13 protein-coding genes and 3 pseudogenes are annotated in these 14,928 nt (G+C 67.7%); 7 read left to right on the top strand and 9 right to left on the bottom strand.

The window, feature by feature from the left end:
- Positions 1 to 13: 13 nt before the first annotated feature.
- The 3 genes from ACZ7L9_RS34015 to ACZ7L9_RS34005 all read right to left on the bottom strand — a co-directional run bounded on the left by ACZ7L9_RS34015 (position 14) and on the right by ACZ7L9_RS34005 (position 3,852).
- Complete coding sequence (locus ACZ7L9_RS34015; protein ID WP_471421386.1) at positions 14 to 1,087, bottom strand: glutathione S-transferase family protein; 1,074 nt, start codon at positions 1,085 to 1,087, stop codon at positions 14 to 16.
- Positions 1,084 to 2,598, bottom strand: coding sequence for an MFS transporter (locus ACZ7L9_RS34010; protein ID WP_471421385.1), 1,515 nt, complete (start codon positions 2,596 to 2,598; stop codon positions 1,084 to 1,086). Before ACZ7L9_RS34010 ends, ACZ7L9_RS34015 begins: the two co-directional genes overlap by 4 nt.
- 531 nt (positions 2,599 to 3,129) lie before the next feature.
- On the bottom strand, positions 3,130 to 3,852 hold the full coding sequence (locus tag ACZ7L9_RS34005; protein ID WP_471421384.1) for a type III effector protein: 723 nt from the start codon (positions 3,850 to 3,852) through the stop codon (positions 3,130 to 3,132).
- A 337-nt stretch (positions 3,853 to 4,189) separates the two neighbouring features.
- Here ACZ7L9_RS34005 and ACZ7L9_RS34000 point away from each other — a divergent pair, with 337 nt between their 5' ends.
- The gene (locus ACZ7L9_RS34000) at positions 4,190 to 4,579 is read left to right on the top strand and encodes a DUF2267 domain-containing protein (protein ID WP_471421424.1); all 390 of its coding nucleotides are present in this window, start codon (positions 4,190 to 4,192) and stop codon (positions 4,577 to 4,579) included.
- 116 nt (positions 4,580 to 4,695) lie between these two features.
- Positions 4,696 to 5,460 (top strand): VOC family protein, encoded by a 765-nt coding sequence (locus tag ACZ7L9_RS33995; protein WP_471421383.1) that lies wholly within the window; start codon positions 4,696 to 4,698, stop codon positions 5,458 to 5,460.
- Positions 5,461 to 5,737: 277 nt separating this feature from the next.
- Here ACZ7L9_RS33995 and ACZ7L9_RS33990 read toward each other — a convergent pair whose 3' ends face one another.
- Positions 5,738 to 6,364 (bottom strand): TetR/AcrR family transcriptional regulator, encoded by a 627-nt coding sequence (locus tag ACZ7L9_RS33990; protein WP_471421382.1) that lies wholly within the window; start codon positions 6,362 to 6,364, stop codon positions 5,738 to 5,740.
- 102 nt (positions 6,365 to 6,466) lie between these two features.
- Here ACZ7L9_RS33990 and ACZ7L9_RS33985 point away from each other — a divergent pair, with 102 nt between their 5' ends.
- Positions 6,467 to 7,120 carry a CatB-related O-acetyltransferase gene (locus tag ACZ7L9_RS33985; protein ID WP_471421381.1) on the top strand — a complete coding sequence of 218 codons (654 nt, stop codon included), beginning with the start codon at positions 6,467 to 6,469 and terminating at the stop codon, positions 7,118 to 7,120.
- 51 nt (positions 7,121 to 7,171) lie between these two features.
- A complete protein-coding gene (locus tag ACZ7L9_RS33980; RefSeq protein WP_471421380.1) occupies positions 7,172 to 8,368 on the top strand; it encodes a macrolide family glycosyltransferase in 1,197 nt (398 codons plus the stop codon).
- A 767-nt stretch (positions 8,369 to 9,135) separates the two neighbouring features.
- On the opposite strand, the pseudogene ACZ7L9_RS33975 reads toward ACZ7L9_RS33980, so the two are convergent.
- Positions 9,136 to 9,307 (bottom strand): annotated as a pseudogene (locus ACZ7L9_RS33975) (IS110 family transposase); the annotation flags it as partial.
- A 106-nt stretch (positions 9,308 to 9,413) separates the two neighbouring features.
- On the opposite strand from ACZ7L9_RS33975, the gene ACZ7L9_RS33970 reads away from it, so the two are divergent.
- Both ACZ7L9_RS33970 and ACZ7L9_RS33965 read left to right on the top strand, forming a co-directional pair.
- Entirely contained in the window at positions 9,414 to 11,294 is a 1,881-nt protein-coding gene (locus tag ACZ7L9_RS33970) for a discoidin domain-containing protein (RefSeq protein WP_471421379.1), read from the top strand.
- Positions 11,295 to 11,542: 248 nt separating this feature from the next.
- A pseudogene (locus ACZ7L9_RS33965) lies at positions 11,543 to 11,719 on the top strand (transposase); the annotation flags it as partial.
- A gap of 73 nt (positions 11,720 to 11,792) precedes the next feature.
- Here the strand turns inward: ACZ7L9_RS33965 and ACZ7L9_RS33960 are convergent.
- Positions 11,793 to 12,329: pseudogene (locus ACZ7L9_RS33960) on the bottom strand (IS6 family transposase); the annotation flags it as partial.
- Between the two features lie 7 nt (positions 12,330 to 12,336).
- A protein-coding gene (locus ACZ7L9_RS33955) for an IS5 family transposase (RefSeq protein WP_471421378.1) occupies positions 12,337 to 13,169 on the bottom strand; the annotation gives its coding sequence in 2 pieces (ribosomal slippage) (positions 12,337 to 12,822 and positions 12,825 to 13,169; 831 coding nt in all).
- A gap of 270 nt (positions 13,170 to 13,439) precedes the next feature.
- On the opposite strand from ACZ7L9_RS33955, the gene ACZ7L9_RS33950 reads away from it, so the two are divergent.
- Positions 13,440 to 13,976, top strand: coding sequence for a hypothetical protein (locus ACZ7L9_RS33950; RefSeq protein ID WP_471421377.1), 537 nt, complete (start codon positions 13,440 to 13,442; stop codon positions 13,974 to 13,976).
- A 20-nt stretch (positions 13,977 to 13,996) separates the two neighbouring features.
- Here the strand turns inward: ACZ7L9_RS33950 and ACZ7L9_RS33945 are convergent, their stop codons facing one another.
- Positions 13,997 to 14,272, bottom strand: coding sequence for a DUF1737 domain-containing protein (locus ACZ7L9_RS33945; protein WP_471421376.1), 276 nt, complete (start codon positions 14,270 to 14,272; stop codon positions 13,997 to 13,999).
- A gap of 20 nt (positions 14,273 to 14,292) precedes the next feature.
- On the bottom strand, positions 14,293 to 14,928 hold a 636-nt coding region (locus ACZ7L9_RS33940), incomplete at its 5' end, for a helix-turn-helix domain-containing protein (RefSeq protein WP_471421375.1).

Raw genomic sequence — 14,928 nt, 5'->3', positions numbered from 1 at the left:
GCGGGTGCCCGGTTCAGGGACGCCCCGACGGCGGGACCTCCTCGCCGGGCGGCACCGGCCCCGGCGGGGTGCCGTCGCCGAACGGGCGTCCGCCCAGCTCTTCCCGGTGGTGCGGGGTCAGCCAGCCGGACAGCTCGGGGCCGACGGGCACGATGCCGGTGGGGTTGATGCCGGTGTGGACCCGGTAGTAGTGCTGCTTGATGTGGTGGAAGTCGACCGTGTCACCGAATCCGGGGGTCTGGTACAGGTCCCTGGCGTACGCCCACAGGACCCGGTCCTCGGCCAGTTTCGAGCGGTTGCACTTGAAGTGTCCGTGATAGACGGCGTCGAAGCGCACCAGCGTGGTGAACAGCCTGATGTCCGCTTCGGTGAGGGTTTCGCCGACGAGGTAGCGCCGGTCCGCGAGACGCTCGGACACCAGGTCCAGGCGCCGGAACACATCCTCGTACGCGGCTTCGTAGTCGGACTGCTCCGCCGCGAAGCCCGCGCGGTACACGCCGTTGTTCACATCGTGGTAGACGCCCTGCATGACCTCGTCGATCTCGTCACGCAGGGCTTCGGGATAGAGATCGGGGGCGCCCTGCCGGTGCAGCGCGGTCCACTCGGTCGCGAAGTCCAGCGTGATCTGCTGGAAGTCGTTGGTGACGAGTCTGCCGCTGGGTACGTCGACGATCGCGGGCACGCTGACCCCGCCGGGGTAGTCACGTTCCCGCGCGTCGTACGCCTCGCCGAGGTATCTGATGCCGAGCACCGGGTCCCGGCCGCCCTCGTCCAGGGTGAAGCGCCAGCTGCGGTCGTCCTGGATCGGATCGGCCACCGCCAGCGAGAGCGCTCCCTCCAGCCCGAGGAACCGCCGGGACACGAGTGCGCGGCTCGCCCACGGGCAGGCGCGGCTGACGACCAGCCGATAGCGGCCGGCCTCGACGGGCCAGCCGTCGCGGCCGTCGGCGGTGATCCGGTCGGCGAAGTGGCTCCTGGAGCGTTTGAAGGCCTTGTGTCCGTACGTCGCGTTGCCGTCGGGCTCGATGCCGGACTCTGTGCCGGTGGTCCCGGTGCCGGTGGTTCCACTCAGCTCGCCGTCTCTCATGGCGTTCTCCCTGCGGATGGAATGCGGACGGATCGTTGTGTACGGCTCCTGCCCCGGCGTTCCCCGAACACATCTGCCAGCCCTATGAGCAGGGCGGCCACGATGAAGGCGCCCGCGACGACAAGTCCGTGGTCGTATGCGATGGCCCACCCGTTGCCGACCAACTGGGCGAAGAAGACCGAGCCGACCGCCGCGATCCCGATCGCCGAACCGACGCGCTGGCCGGTCTGGAGGGTTCCGCCGGCGCTCCCGGCCGTGGCCACCGGCACTTCGGAGAGGGTCAGCGCCTGGTTCGGGGAGATGACCAGGCCGCTGCCCAGACCCGCCAGCAGCAGTGGGGCCGCCATCGCCCACCCCGCCCCCCGCCCCGGCACCAGGTGCACGGCGAGCGCGGTGCCCGCCAGCCCCACGGTCACCGTGATCAGCCCGGCCACGACGAGGGGCCGTCCCAGGCGGCCGACCCATCGGCCGCCTGGGCCCGCCGCGACGGCCGAGCCCAGCGCGAAGGGCGTGATGGCGATTCCCGCCTGCAGGGCGGAGTAGTGCAGTCCGTTCTGCAGGTAGAGGGTGGTGATGAAGAAGATCGAGGTGAATCCGCAGAAGTACAGCAGGATCAGCAGGCAGCCGAGCCAGTAGGAGCGGACCCGGAAGAGCGACAGGGTGACGACGGGTTGCGTACCGCGCCTGCCGCACCGGGACTCCCAGCCGATGAAGGCGGCGAGCAGCGCCGCGGCCACCGGGATCAGCAGCCATTTCCAGTCGCCCGGCCACTGCTGCGCCTGGACGAACGGCAGCAGCAGCGTCAGTACGCCCGCGCCGAGCAACAGGACCCCGAGGGGGTCCAGATCACGCAATCGCACCCGGCCGGCCGAGGGAGTGTCCGGGAGCAGCCGCCTGGCGAGGAGGAGGCAGACGGCCCCGAGCGGCAGATTGACGTAGAACACCCAGCGCCAGCCCTCCTGGGCCCCGGCCGCCTGGATCAGCAGCCCGCCCGACAGCGGGCCCACAGCGGTGGAGATGCCGACCACCGTGCCGAACATGCCGAACGCCCGGCCGCGCTCCTGACCGGAGAACATCTGCTGGATCAACGCGGAGATCTGGGGCGAGATCATGCCTCCGGCGAGGCCCTGTACCAGTCGGGCGACGACCAGCCAGAGACTGGACTGGGACGCTCCGCAGGCCGCCGATGCCAGGGTGAACAGGGCGAGCCCGGCCATGAACACCACGCGGCGTCCCCGCGCGTCGCCGAGCCGTCCGGCGGGGATCAGGAACAGGCCGAAGGCGAGTGCGTAGCCGGAGAGGACCCATTGCAGGTCGGACTCCGGGGTGTGGAGCCCTTCCCTGATCGACGGCAGGGCAACGTTGACGATGGATACGTCCAGCAGGGTCATGAACCCTGCGATCAAACACACCGTGAGCGCCTGCCATCGACGCGGATCGGGGATTCCGGGGCCGGCGGCAGAGTGATCACCCCACCCCGCAGCACCCCGGTGAGCTGCACTCTCTGCCATGGCTCGCACCCTAGGACGAAGCGGTCCGATACTCATCCCGGCAGGGCCGCGACGGCGGTATTTCCGGCATCGGACGGCGGTCTTTCCCGCATCGCACAGCCTGGTGGACTTTCGGCGCTCTCACACCCCCGGCGGGTGACGTGCGGACGTCGGAGGTAGCAGGCCCAGGTCACCACCAGACACCGGCCGAGAAGTATCCGAGGAAGGCCAGGAATGCGTCCTGCCCCTGGTGCGCGTTTCAGGAAGGACTGCCGGAAGGCCAGGTTGACCAGGACTCCGCCGAAGGCGCCGATCGCTCCCGTCCTCCGATCAGTGCCGTGGTCCGCCGCCGCGAACGCTGCTCGGCCTCGGCCGACGGTGCGCCGTCCGCGATCTCGGCCCGCGCCTTGGCCAGGAAGATCGCCGGTGCCGAAGCGGGCGGGAGAGGGAGCCGAGCAGCGGCCCGGGAAAGGTGACCGAAGCTTCACCGGGGTGTCGAGCGAGTACGCCGACTCCGCCGGGCGAGCGGCCGCGTGGGTCGGACCCGTGGGCTCACCGTCGCGCGGTCCCCGGACTCGGCCGCTCCGGGGGCATGGTCACTCCGCGCCGCCGACTGACGCTGTGCCTGCGCAGGTTGTCGACCTGATGGACGAGGCGGTCGACGCGGTCGGCGAGGTCGCGATGGTCCTCCAAGTGGAGGCGCGCGTCGGCGAGCGGCCCGATGAGACGGGCGGGGTCGTCGTCGCCGAGGGCCTCGTCGAGCTCGCCGACGGCTGCGGCGGCCCTCTCTGGGAGGTCGGTGAGGGAGGTGATCCGGCCGGCGAGCCGACGCAGGTCCGCCGCGTTGTCCCGCGCCCAGGCGGCGACCGTGCGGTTGGCGGCGCGGCGGTCGCGGATGGCCTGTACCCGTTGTTCGCCGGTGGTGCCCAGCGGACCGGTACGCAGCCGCAGGTAGCGGCGTTCGGCGGCCTGTCGGCTGGTGACACCGAGCGGCTGGGCGATCTCGGCCCAGCTGGCTCCGGCCTCGCGGGCGACCTCGATGAGGGACGGCTCCCATACCGCGAGACGCCGACGTACGTCACCCAGCAGAAGGAGGGCGTCCAGCGCGTCCGCGGGCTCGGGCGCGGCGCCTGCGGGCTCCGGGCCGTCGGGTGTGCAGGCCTGTCGCAGGACGGCGTCGATCGTGCCGAGCGCGGTGGCGGCGGCGAGGAGCGAGGCCGGAACACCCGCGGTGCCGGGGATCTCGGCTGAGGCATGCGCGTCGACTTCGGTCACGGAGCAGCCCTCCCGGACGTATGCGTGTCATCGTTCGCATGACATCACACTTGTCATCCTTTGGATGACATGTTACAACCGAGTTGAGGCGCATGACGAGAATATCCGGACTCGTCCCGGAGGTGATTCGTGATGCTGATGCGCACCGACCCCTTCCGCGAACTCGATCGGCTCACCCGGGAGATCGCGACCGGTCAGGACCGCCGGCTCCGACAAGCGGATCACCGCCTGACGCGTTAGATCGGTGGACCGCCGAGGGCGGGGCGCACGCCCTTTCCCCCCTGTCTCGCCCCGCCCTCCGCCCGCGGTCCACGGGAAGGGGCCTCCGTTGACGCACATGCGATGGCAGGCGTTCCTCGAAACGGTCCAGGAACGCGGCGCCTATCCCACGCCCCAGGAAGCGGAACGGGCCGCTCGGGTGGTCCTGGCGCTGCTCGGGGCGCACTTGGTCGGCAAGGAGCGGAACGAACTTGCCGCCCGGCTCCCCGAAACATTCGCGCTGATCCTGCTCAACCCGTTGCAGGCCGCCGAACCACTCACCCCCGAACGGCTCGTACGTGCCACCGCCGCGTGGGTCGAGGGCGCCACCGAGCAGACCGCCGCGTGGGACACGAGCGCCGTTCTCAGCGTGGTGGCGGACGCCTGCGACGAGGATCTCCTGCGCCGCATCCTGCTACAGCTTCCCCCCGGATACGACGTCCTCTTCGGCCGCCCCGTGTCCGGCTGAGAGGCCTGCGGTGACCGGTACGCCCTGGCCGTTCGAAGGCTCCGCCGGTTGCCGGAAACGCCGAGCGCCCAGCGCGAAGGCGACGCGTTCACCGGAAGGAGCGGAAGGAGCATCGAATGTCGGCCTTCGAACGGATCACGCCGGTGACCGGCGCACCGTGCTGGGTGAACCTGATGGCACCCGATCTGGCTGCCGCACAGTCCTTCTACGCGTCGGTCATGGACTGGGACTTCCGTGACAGCGACCTCGGCAGCGATTTCTCGGTGGCCACGGCGCACGGCAAGCCCGTTGCCGGAATCGGGTCGCGCTGCCCCTGCATCGGCCCGCCCACGGTCTGGACACCGTACTTCGCCGTGAAGCACGCCGATGAGACCGCGGACCGGGTCGAAGAGCGCGGCGCGACCCTCGCGAACGGGCCGCTGGACCTGGGCGAGGGACGAGCGGCGCTCGCCACCGACCGCGACGGTGCCGTCTTCGGTTTCTGGGAGGGCCCCGCCCTGGCCTGGTCGGTCGGGTACGGCAGCGCTCCCGCCCGGCTGGATCTGCAGACGCGTGACGCCTTCGAGGCCGCCGTCTTCTACACAGCGGTCCTCGGCTGGGCCAGACCGCCCGGCGGCTGCATGGTCGACTACGCGCAGGACCATGTCTTCGTCCAGGTCGCCGGACGTACGGTCGTCACGCTATGCGGCGGGGGCGTCGAATCCGCCCCGGATCCGAAGATCCGGCCCCGTTGGATCGTGGACTTCCACGTCCCTGACATCGAGCGGACCGCAGCGGCCGCGACCGCCGCCGGGGGCGAGTTCTCGCACGCCGGTTCCTCGAAGACCGCGTACGTCATTCGCGACCCGGACGGCGGCCTCTTCACCGTGTCCGAGGTATAGCGAACGGAGAGGCACAGCGAACGGCCCGGCCCTCCGCCGGGCACGGCCGTGCGGTGGCCCCGGACCGGCCTCGAAAGCCTGTTGAGCCGCCCTCGCACTTCGTACGCGCCACGCCGGCACGTGCACTTCCGGGTCGACGTCGTGGAAGCGGTCATCGCCGTCGCACACGCGGCAGGCACCTCTCTCCCCCGGCTCCGTCCCCGGGCGGCGGGACCGAGCCCCCGGCCGAGGTCCCTTCACCGTCTCTTGCGCTTGCGTTCGCTCCCTGTCTCCTCGCTCACACGCTCTCTTCCCGACGGACGGGAAAGGCACCCGCCGCAGCCGCCAGCACCGCCGCCGCTGCGGCCCGCTCCGGGAGCTGCGGGTCGGGATCGGAGCGCAGCAGCACCAGCTGGTGGTACAGCGGCGCCGTGGCGGCAATCAACAGGCTCCGCGCGTCCGTGCGCCGCGGGGGGAGTTCACCCCGCTCGACAGCGCGGTCGATGAGAACCTCGCACTGGGTGTACCGGTCCGCCCACAGCTTCTTCTGCGCCCGCGCGGCCCGCTCGGAGTGGAACGAGGCGGCCATCAGAGCGACGGCGAACGACGGCTGTACGACCAAGGACTCCTGGATCTCCTGGTTGAGGGCCGTCAGATCGCCGCGCAGCGAGCCGGTGTCCGGCGGCTGCCAGTCGATCTCGCCGGCGGCATCGATGACGTCGACGAGCAGACCACCGACATCGCGCCAGCGCCGGTAGACCGTGGTGCGGTGCACTCCCGCGCGCGTCGCGACACCCTCCATCGTGAGTCCTTCGTGGCCGACTTCGGCGAGTTCGGCGCGCACCGCGTCGAGAACCTGGGTGCGGATGCGGGCGGTGCGACCGCCCGGACGGCGGTCCGGCGTCGTGGCCGTCGGGTCTGTCATCGGGAATCCAATATCCGGTTGATCAACGTGCCTGGGCTGTGCCAGCATCTTAATACAGCAGTTGTTGCATTAGTGGCCCACCCGAGAGGAACCGTCTCCACGATGCCGACCGTTCCCGCCGACCCCACCGTGCTCCACCCGATGCCCGAGCACCCGCGCGTCGTCCTGCTCAAGGCGTTGGTGAAGTCGCCGCTGATCGAGGTCGGTGACTACTCGTACTACGACGATCCGGACGACCCGACCGCGTTCGAGACGCGCAATGTGCTGTACCACTACGGACCCGAGCGGCTTGTCATCGGCAAGTACTGCGCGCTGGGCACGGGCACCCGGTTCATCATGAACGGCGCCAACCACCGTATGGACGGCCCGTCCACCTTTCCGTTCCCCACCATGGGCGGTTCCTGGGCGGAGCACTTCGACCTGATCACCGACCTGCCCGGCCGGGGAGACACGGTCGTCGGCAACGACGTGTGGTTCGGCCACGGCGCCACGGTCATGCCCGGCGTACGCATCGGCCACGCCGCGATCATCGCCTCCGGCGCCGTGGTCACCGGCGACGTACCCGACTACGGCATCGTCGGCGGCAACCCCGCCCGGCTCATCCGCACCCGCTACGACGCCGCGGACGTCGCCCGCCTCCTCGCCGTGGCGTGGTGGGACTGGCCCGTGCAACACATCACCGAGCACGTACGGACGATCATGTCGGGGTCGATCGCGGAACTGGAGGCAGCCGCCGCGCAGATCGGCAGGCCCTGACACCGCGTCCTCGTCATACCGCCCGCCCCACCCCGAAACGAGTGATCAGCCATGCCCCGCCCCCGTGCCCACATCGCGATGGTCGGCGTACCCATCGTCAGCCACGTCCTGCCCAGCCTCGCGATCATCCGCGAGCTCGTGGCCCGCGGCCACCGGGTCACCTACGCCAACGACCCGGTCATGGCCGACCGGATCGAGTCCGCCGGCGCGGAACCGGTGCCCTGCGCCTCCACACTTCCGGTCGCCGACAACAACTGGCCCGACGACCCCATCGCCGCGGCGAGCCTCTTCCTCGACGACGCCGTCCAGGCGCTCCCCCAACTGCGCGCCGCCTACGACGACGACCCGGCTGACCTGTACCTCTACGACATCGGCGCCTACGCCGCGCGCGCCCTCGCCGAGGCGCAGGACCGTCCCCTCCTTCAGCTGTCCCCGACGTTCGTCGGCTGGGACGGCTACGAGGAGGAAGTGGCCGTGCATCTGCGGAAGTTGCCCGGAGCCGACGCGTACCGGGAGAAGTTCGCGCGGTGGCTCGCCGACTGCGGGGCAACCACCAGGGACGTGGACTCCTTCTCCGGGCCGCCCGCCCGGGCCCTCGCCCTGATCCCGCGAGCGATGCAGCCGCACACCGATCGAGTCGACACCGACAGGGTGACCTTCGTCGGCCCCTGCTTCGACACCCGTGCGGACACGGACGGCTGGACCCGCCCAGCGGCCGCCGACCATGTGCTGCTGATCTCGCTCGGCTCCGCGTACACGCGCCGGCCGGAGTTCTACCGCCAGTGCCTCGCCGCCTTCGGCGACCTGCCCGGCTGGCACGTCGTACTCCAGATCGGCAAGTACACCGACCCCGGGGAACTCGGCGACATCCCGCCCAACGTCGAGGTGCACTCCTGGGTCCCGCAGCGCGCGATCCTGGAACAGGCGGACGCCTTCGTCACCCACGCCGGCATGGGCGGCTGCGGCGAGGGGCTCCTCGCGGGCGTTCCCATGATCGCCGTGCCGCAGGGAGCCGAGCAGTTCATGAACGCCGACCGGCTCGTGGAACTCGGCATCGCCCGCCGTGTGGACACCTCGGACGCCATCGCCGAAACCCTTCGCGCGGCGCTGAACGACCTGGTCACGGACCTGGAACGCCGCGACCGATCCCGGCGGTTGCAGACCGCTGCCCGGGCCGAGGGCGGCACCCCGCGCGCCGCCGACCTCATCGAGAACATGCTGGCCGCCGCCGAGGGCACCGCAGTCTGAGCACTGCCGGCTCTCCACCTCGAGCACCTCGAGCGCACTTGGAGGCACAGTCGCCTTCATGGCAACACCGGTACTGCGGGCGATTGAGCGGGACGGGACGTCATGGGACGACCCGTCCCAGGAGTGCCGCGTGAGCACGAGGTGTTCGCCGTGGAACCTGTTGCCGAGGTGCTTCAAGACTGTGCCTGTGGGCGGCCGGGCTGGCATGAAGCTCTCTTCTCTGGGCCCCCTGGCCACCTGCGGAGCCACTGCGATGGACCTTGTGCGGCCGCGTTGCACGCCACGCGGCCCTCACAACCACTCCCTACGTTCTTCCACGGGACCGGGCGAGCCCTTCGTATGGTTGGCCCACCCAGGGGCGTCGGGTGTGGCTTTCAACCGGCCTCGGGCGACAGGGATCACTCCCACCGGTCCCGTTCCGTGGCCTGTTCGCGGTAGTACGTGCGCCAGATCAAGCGGTGCACCCGCGTCCATCTCGGCACGGATCGCACGCCGGGGAGGAAGGGCACCAAACCCGAGATCCGCACGCGCCAACGACGGCCGTCCGAAATGGCACGGCGCGGCACGTCGTCACCGCCTCCTCCGGAGGGCCCGGACCTCCGCCAAGACAGCGTCGAGCAGCGCACAGCATGACCTGCCGATACACGCAGAACCCCAGCCGGAACAGTCCGACGGGGGTTCCTCACGTCTCACGCGTTATCACACAGCCGCTATGACGAAGACTGTGATGATGTGGGCTGGATCAGGTGAAAGACCTCGCGGGCAACCTAGCGTTTGAGGCATCGGACGATTTCACGTCGGGTCTTGCCTTCCTGATACGGCGTTCCTGGTGGTCCTGGGGGCGCGAATTACACGCAGGCGGGTCTGCACGATCCGGTGCAGGGCGGCGTCGGCCTGCCGATCGCCCCCGCGGTCGAGGCGGCGGTACTGCCGGCTTCCGTCCCTGGCTCGATCATTCGAAGAGATTGTCCGTGCCGTAGACACACTCAAGGCATACCAAGGCACGAACGGTATCTCGGGGGAGCTCACGCCTTGGTTGGACAAAATGAAGAAGATTGCACAGTCGAGCAGGAACGCTGTGCAAGGAATGCTGAAATTGAGAGAAATCTCTGCGAATGATCCCGCATCAATCCGGGCAGCCATGAACTTGATTTCTGAGCGCAGAGCAGAGCTTAAAGCAGCAGTGTCGTCCTCGACAAAGGTCGTTGCGCAAAAAGAGATCGCTCCCTTCACCGAGGAGATCCTGTCCCTGCTGGAAATGCGGCTTATGGAAAGACTCTCCCTGCCGCCCAAGGTGCGCGGTTTCGGCAGCACGACCCTCGACTACACGAGGATGCTGGACGGCGATATGACGACGGCGACCGACTCGGGCACGGTGGTGTCGCGCGGCACGTACTTCGGCGTCAATCTAGGCAGGAAAGAGCATATCGACAACGTACACATCGCGATGGACGACACGAAGTACTATAAAAAGGGTGTGCTCGAAGCGTCACTCGATAACAGCCACTGGACAAAGGATGCGGAATTCGAAACGAGCAAGATCTCTGCTCAAGGACTCGACATTTACGCACAATTCTTGCGTTACCGTGCCACCGACGAGAACACCGGATCACCGAATCGCTGCCTATCCGCCAAAGAGTTTCAGGTGAACGTGGAAAAACCAGCAGAGGTCTATACCAACGTATCCGCGCTGAAGAATCAGGCGCTGACGTTCGAAGGCGCTTCCGCAGCACTGCGGCACGTCGCCGAGATCACGCTGGAACCCGGGGACTATTTTGGATTCCAATTTAACAGGCTGAAGAACACGCACACTCTGAAAATTGACGATGGCCTCAAGTTTCTGACCGCCGAGTTCTCGGCAGACGGGAGAAACTGGAGCGCGATGTCTTGGTCGGATCCACACATCAATGCGGCTAAATACATTCGCGTGAGGAACGCGTCCGAGGAGGCAAGGACCTTCGCACTTACGAAGCTTTCCGTAAGTTTCGGCGGTTCAACGTCCCTGTCTGCAACAGCTTATAATGCCAGTATCTATTCGGGGAATGTGAGCAATATTGTGGACGGTGATCCGTCCACGTATCTCTGGCTCAGGGGGTCTACCGGAAATCGGTATTTCATATTCGATCTGGGAAGCGAGATCCCGATTTATGACATGCTCATCAACTCCGACCAGGACGTATTGTCCTCCGGCAAGATCGAACTGAGTTCGGACGGGATGAGGTGGGGTAACCCGATCACGTTCACTGACGCGGGAAACATCAATGTTGTGGACATCGGCGGTACATCGGCCCGTTATGTGAAGCTGACCGACGGCGTACAGAACAACTGGCTCAAGATCAATGAGGTCAAGGTTAATACAACCGTCGAGGAGGACACCTCCGTTCTCTCAGCTAATCTAAGCGACCGAGAGAAATTGCTCGACCTCGATATCTTCAACCATGTCGACGTCGGCAACACGGCGGGAGAGCTGACCTACAACAACACCAATACCCTGGACGCAACCAATCTGATCCTGATGAAGAACGAGGGATCGGAAGTGAAACTGAAGGTCAAGAGATTCGCTCAGGCTGGCGCAGCAAGGACCGGGGATCCGGAATGGATCGACGCCGGAACATTTACGGGCGCGTATCAGAACATCGATCTGCGCAAGTATGCGCCGGTTGCCGAATTCAAACTTGAATGGGGAGTCGGCTCCGGTCTCCGGCTAAACGAGCTTTATGTCGGGAAAAGCGATCAGCACGCCCTCGATGTGACCGCCTCGAAGGAGCTCGTTGGACGTTACGATAAAGAGGGAGAATTCGGAAACCATGGTGTTGCCCGTTCCCTGGAGGAGATTTTGGCGGTAACAGAACGAAGCTCCGTTGTGCAGGGAGGGTCTCTGAGACGTCTCGAGGTGGGCGGTTCGCCTGCTGAACACTGGATGTGACGGGTTGTCGGCTTGTGCCGACAGCGGCCCCGGACGCAGAACAGGCATGGCCGCTGGCGATCATATGGGTGTCGAGTCCGTATGAGCACCGAGCGAGTCCATGCCTGTGCGTCCATCTTCCCGTATGCCGTCATGTCTGCAGGATCCAGCCCTGGCCCTCGTCCGGCCGGGGCAGTTTCGCACCGCCGGGCTCACCGACCGGGGCGCGCCGGCCCCTGGGCTGCGTGCCGACCTGATCGTCCTGACGGCGCTGCCGTGCGGCGTAGATCCCCGAGGAGCGGGAGTTCGCGACCAAGGGCGACCTGGCCAAGGCCATCATCGCCCGCACCATGGATGCTGGCACACCGGTCGCCTGGGTCACCGCGGACGAGGCATACAGGCAGGACTGGAACTTCCGCCGCCGCCTCGAACAGCACGGCCTGGGGCGTTGTCAGGTTGAGCGAGTGCTCGAGGGTGTGAGCCGGTTCGGCGCGTTTCGGCTTCGGTGGTGACAGCGGCTCAGGCTACGGCGGGCAGGCCGGCGACACCGGTGATCTGGTCCCAGATCGCGAAGCGGGTGATCATCTCGGCGCGGTAGGTCGGGGCGGTGAGGAGGTGGCGGCGGGGTCGGAAGTGGGGTGAGATGCCGCTGAACGCGGCCAGGAACCGTTGTGCGGCATCCACCGATCGGAAGCCTTTCATCGCGCGCTCGCGTTGCCTCGTCGGCTGGTGGGAGTTCTCGGCCCGGTTGTTCAGGCCCTTGTGCGAGCGGTGTTCGACCGACGGCATCTCGTGGCGGTGGGCGGCGCCGTAGGAGCGGAGCTTGTCGGTGACGATCACCCGGGGCACCGACTGGGTCTTCTTCATCAGCTTCCGGAAGAAACGCCTGGCCGCGGCCTCGTCCCGCCGGTTCTGCAGCTGGATGTCGAGCACGTTCCCGTGCTGGTCCACGGCCCGCCACAGGTACCGCTGCACGCCGTTGATCTTGACGAACACCTCGTCCAGGTGCCACTTGTCACCAGGCCCCGGACGGCGCCGGCGCAGAGCAGCGGCATAAGAACTCCTATCGCAATGAATTCAGGCGTCGCCAGCAGATGAGTGCGCATCCGAGGGTGAGGAAGGCTTCGTGGATGTCGTCGCGGATCTCCCAGCGAATCCGCAGGCGGCGGAACCAGTGCAGGTGGGCGAATGCGCGCTCTACTACCCAGCGTTGGGTGCCCAGGCCGGAGCCGTGCTCGGTGCCGCGGCGGGCGATCAGCGGCTTCACGCCGAGGTCCCGGACGAGGCGGCGGTACTTGTCGTGGTCGTAGCCGCGGTCGCCCAGCACCACGTCCGGGCGGCGCCGGGGCCTGCCGCGCTTGCCGCGCACGGGCGGCACGGCTTGGAGCAGTGGGATCAGCTGGGTGACGTCGTTACGATTGCCGCCGGTCAGGGTGGCGGCGAGCGGGATGCCTGTGGCATCGGTGATCACGTGGCGCTTGCTGCCCGTCCTGCCCCGGTCTACAGGGCTTCGTCCCGTCTTGGATCCCCCTTTAACGCCCGGATGTGGGAGCCGTCGACCGCCGCCCGGGAGAAGTCCAGGGCGTTCGCGCCACGCAGCTTGGCCAGGAGCACCCCGTGCAGCCGGGGCCACACCCCGGCCTCGGTCCACTCGGCCAGGCGGCGCCAGCAGGTCATGCCCGACCCGAAGCCGAGCTCCTGCGGCAGGTGTTCCCAGGAGATCCCGGTGTGCAGCACGAACAGGATGCCCTGGAACACCAGCCGGTCCGGATGCCGCTTGCGCCCCGGATGCCGGGTACGGCGCTCGACCTTGGGCAGCAGCGGCTCGATCACCGCCCACAACTCGTCATCGACTTCCCACGGCTTCGGCCGCGCCACTCCGCACCCCCGGATCATCGCTCCTGGAGTGATCCAACCACCTCGAAGATCATTTCGTTAGGAGTTCTAAGAACACATAACCCCAGCTCACCGCCCCCGACCTGCCCGCTCGAACGGCTCATCTCGTCTCTCAGTAAACCAACAACACACCAGGCCAGCGGCCACCCTGCACACCAACAAACCCCCCTCCCAGCGTCAGCGACCGTCCGAGCCGAGCGGCACGGTGCAGTTGCCGTGCGAGCATGAGTGGCCATTGATCAAAATGCAGACGGTTGCCGAGGAGCCAGCGTGCGACACAACGTCGGATTAGCAGTACCTCTGGCGGCTCTGACGCTGCTGACCGGGTGCGGGGTTTTTGCGGGAGACACCCGTCTCTGCACCCTGATAGACGCGCCCGCCGGGATCCGGGTCGAGGCTCACCCAAAACTGGCGAACAGGGTGGCCGACGCGGCCCTCACCGTGTGCTGGGACGACACCTGCCACAAGCGCACGCTACAGCTGCGTAAGACCTCGCCGGACGAACCGGCAACCCCAGGAAACCCCGTGATGAGCACGGAATCCGCTACCGCCGCAGAAAGCCCGGCAGCCAGGACCCGCCAAACCCCCGAGCCCTCCATCTGGCCTGGCTTCGCGATCATAAGTGACCTGCCAGGAAAGCCGATACACGTCACGCTGGTACTCAAGAACCAGCGCGGCGCCACCGTGCTCAACCGACAGATCAGCACCACCCCGCAGCCCACCTATCCCAACGGCCGCAACTGCTCGCCGGCCGGCCACCAGGCACGCCTGATGGTCACGGAAGAGGGCTCGCTGATCCCACGCTGACCGTATGCTCCACCACGGATCTACGCCGACGAGGCACATCCGGGCGTGCAGTTGCCGCAGGCGTCTGCCTTGGCGCCTGCGGAGGGGACCGCAGCGGTGGCGGGAGGCGCGCAGCAGCCCTTGCCCTGCCAGGCGTCGCGGCCTTCCTTGACGGCGTTGACGTCGCTGCCGTTGAACGTCAGCGACGGACCTTCGTGGAGGAGGTATCCCAAGGCGAGCGCCTCGCTGACGCGGTGGCAGAAGAACGCGTCGTCGGGGCCGGTCAGGACTGAGGCGTCCCCCCGGCGTATGGACATGTCGAGAGATCTTCGTCGCGTTAATCTCCGTGGTCGCGCCACCGGCTGGGCGAAACCCCCTCGTACCGGCGGAACACGCGCGCGAACTGCTGGCTCGAGGAGAACCCCAGCTGGTGGGCCACGTCGGTGATGCCCAGCGACCCGGACCTGAGCAACACCTTCGCGCGCTCAAGCTTGACCCGCAGTACGTAGTCCTTGGGGCTGGTGCCGATCGACGTGACAAAGGCCTCGTGCAGCTGCGTATGCGACAGACCCAGCACCCGGGACAGCTGGTTCACCGTGACTGGCTCGTCGAGGTGGGCCTCGATCCAGACCTGCGCTCGCTGCACCGCCGGGTGAACGATGCTGGGACCTCGTACCGCGCCGTCGTCTTCGGTCACGAGGTCGAGGAGTACAGCGGCGCACAGGTGCCGACGCCGGGCCCTCACCATCCACCGGTCGTCTTTCGGGGCGTCGAGCGCGGCGGTCAGCGCGGGGACAGCACTTTCCGGGGCCCGGCTGACCGAGACCCGGCCGCGGGCGAGCTCGTCGACGGCGCGGGCGAGGTCGGCGGCGTCGCCGGGGTCGGGGCCTGGCGATCCCCCAGAGGCGTGGGCGATGACCCAGAGGAGCTCGCCGCGGCCCTCGGCGCGCCGACCGCTGCGGTATGCCGTGCC

The sequence above is a fragment of the Streptomyces sp. NPDC111516 genome (assembly GCF_055635345.1).
Note: the sequence above shows the minus strand (reverse complement) of the source record. Positions and strands in the feature narration are given on the sequence as shown.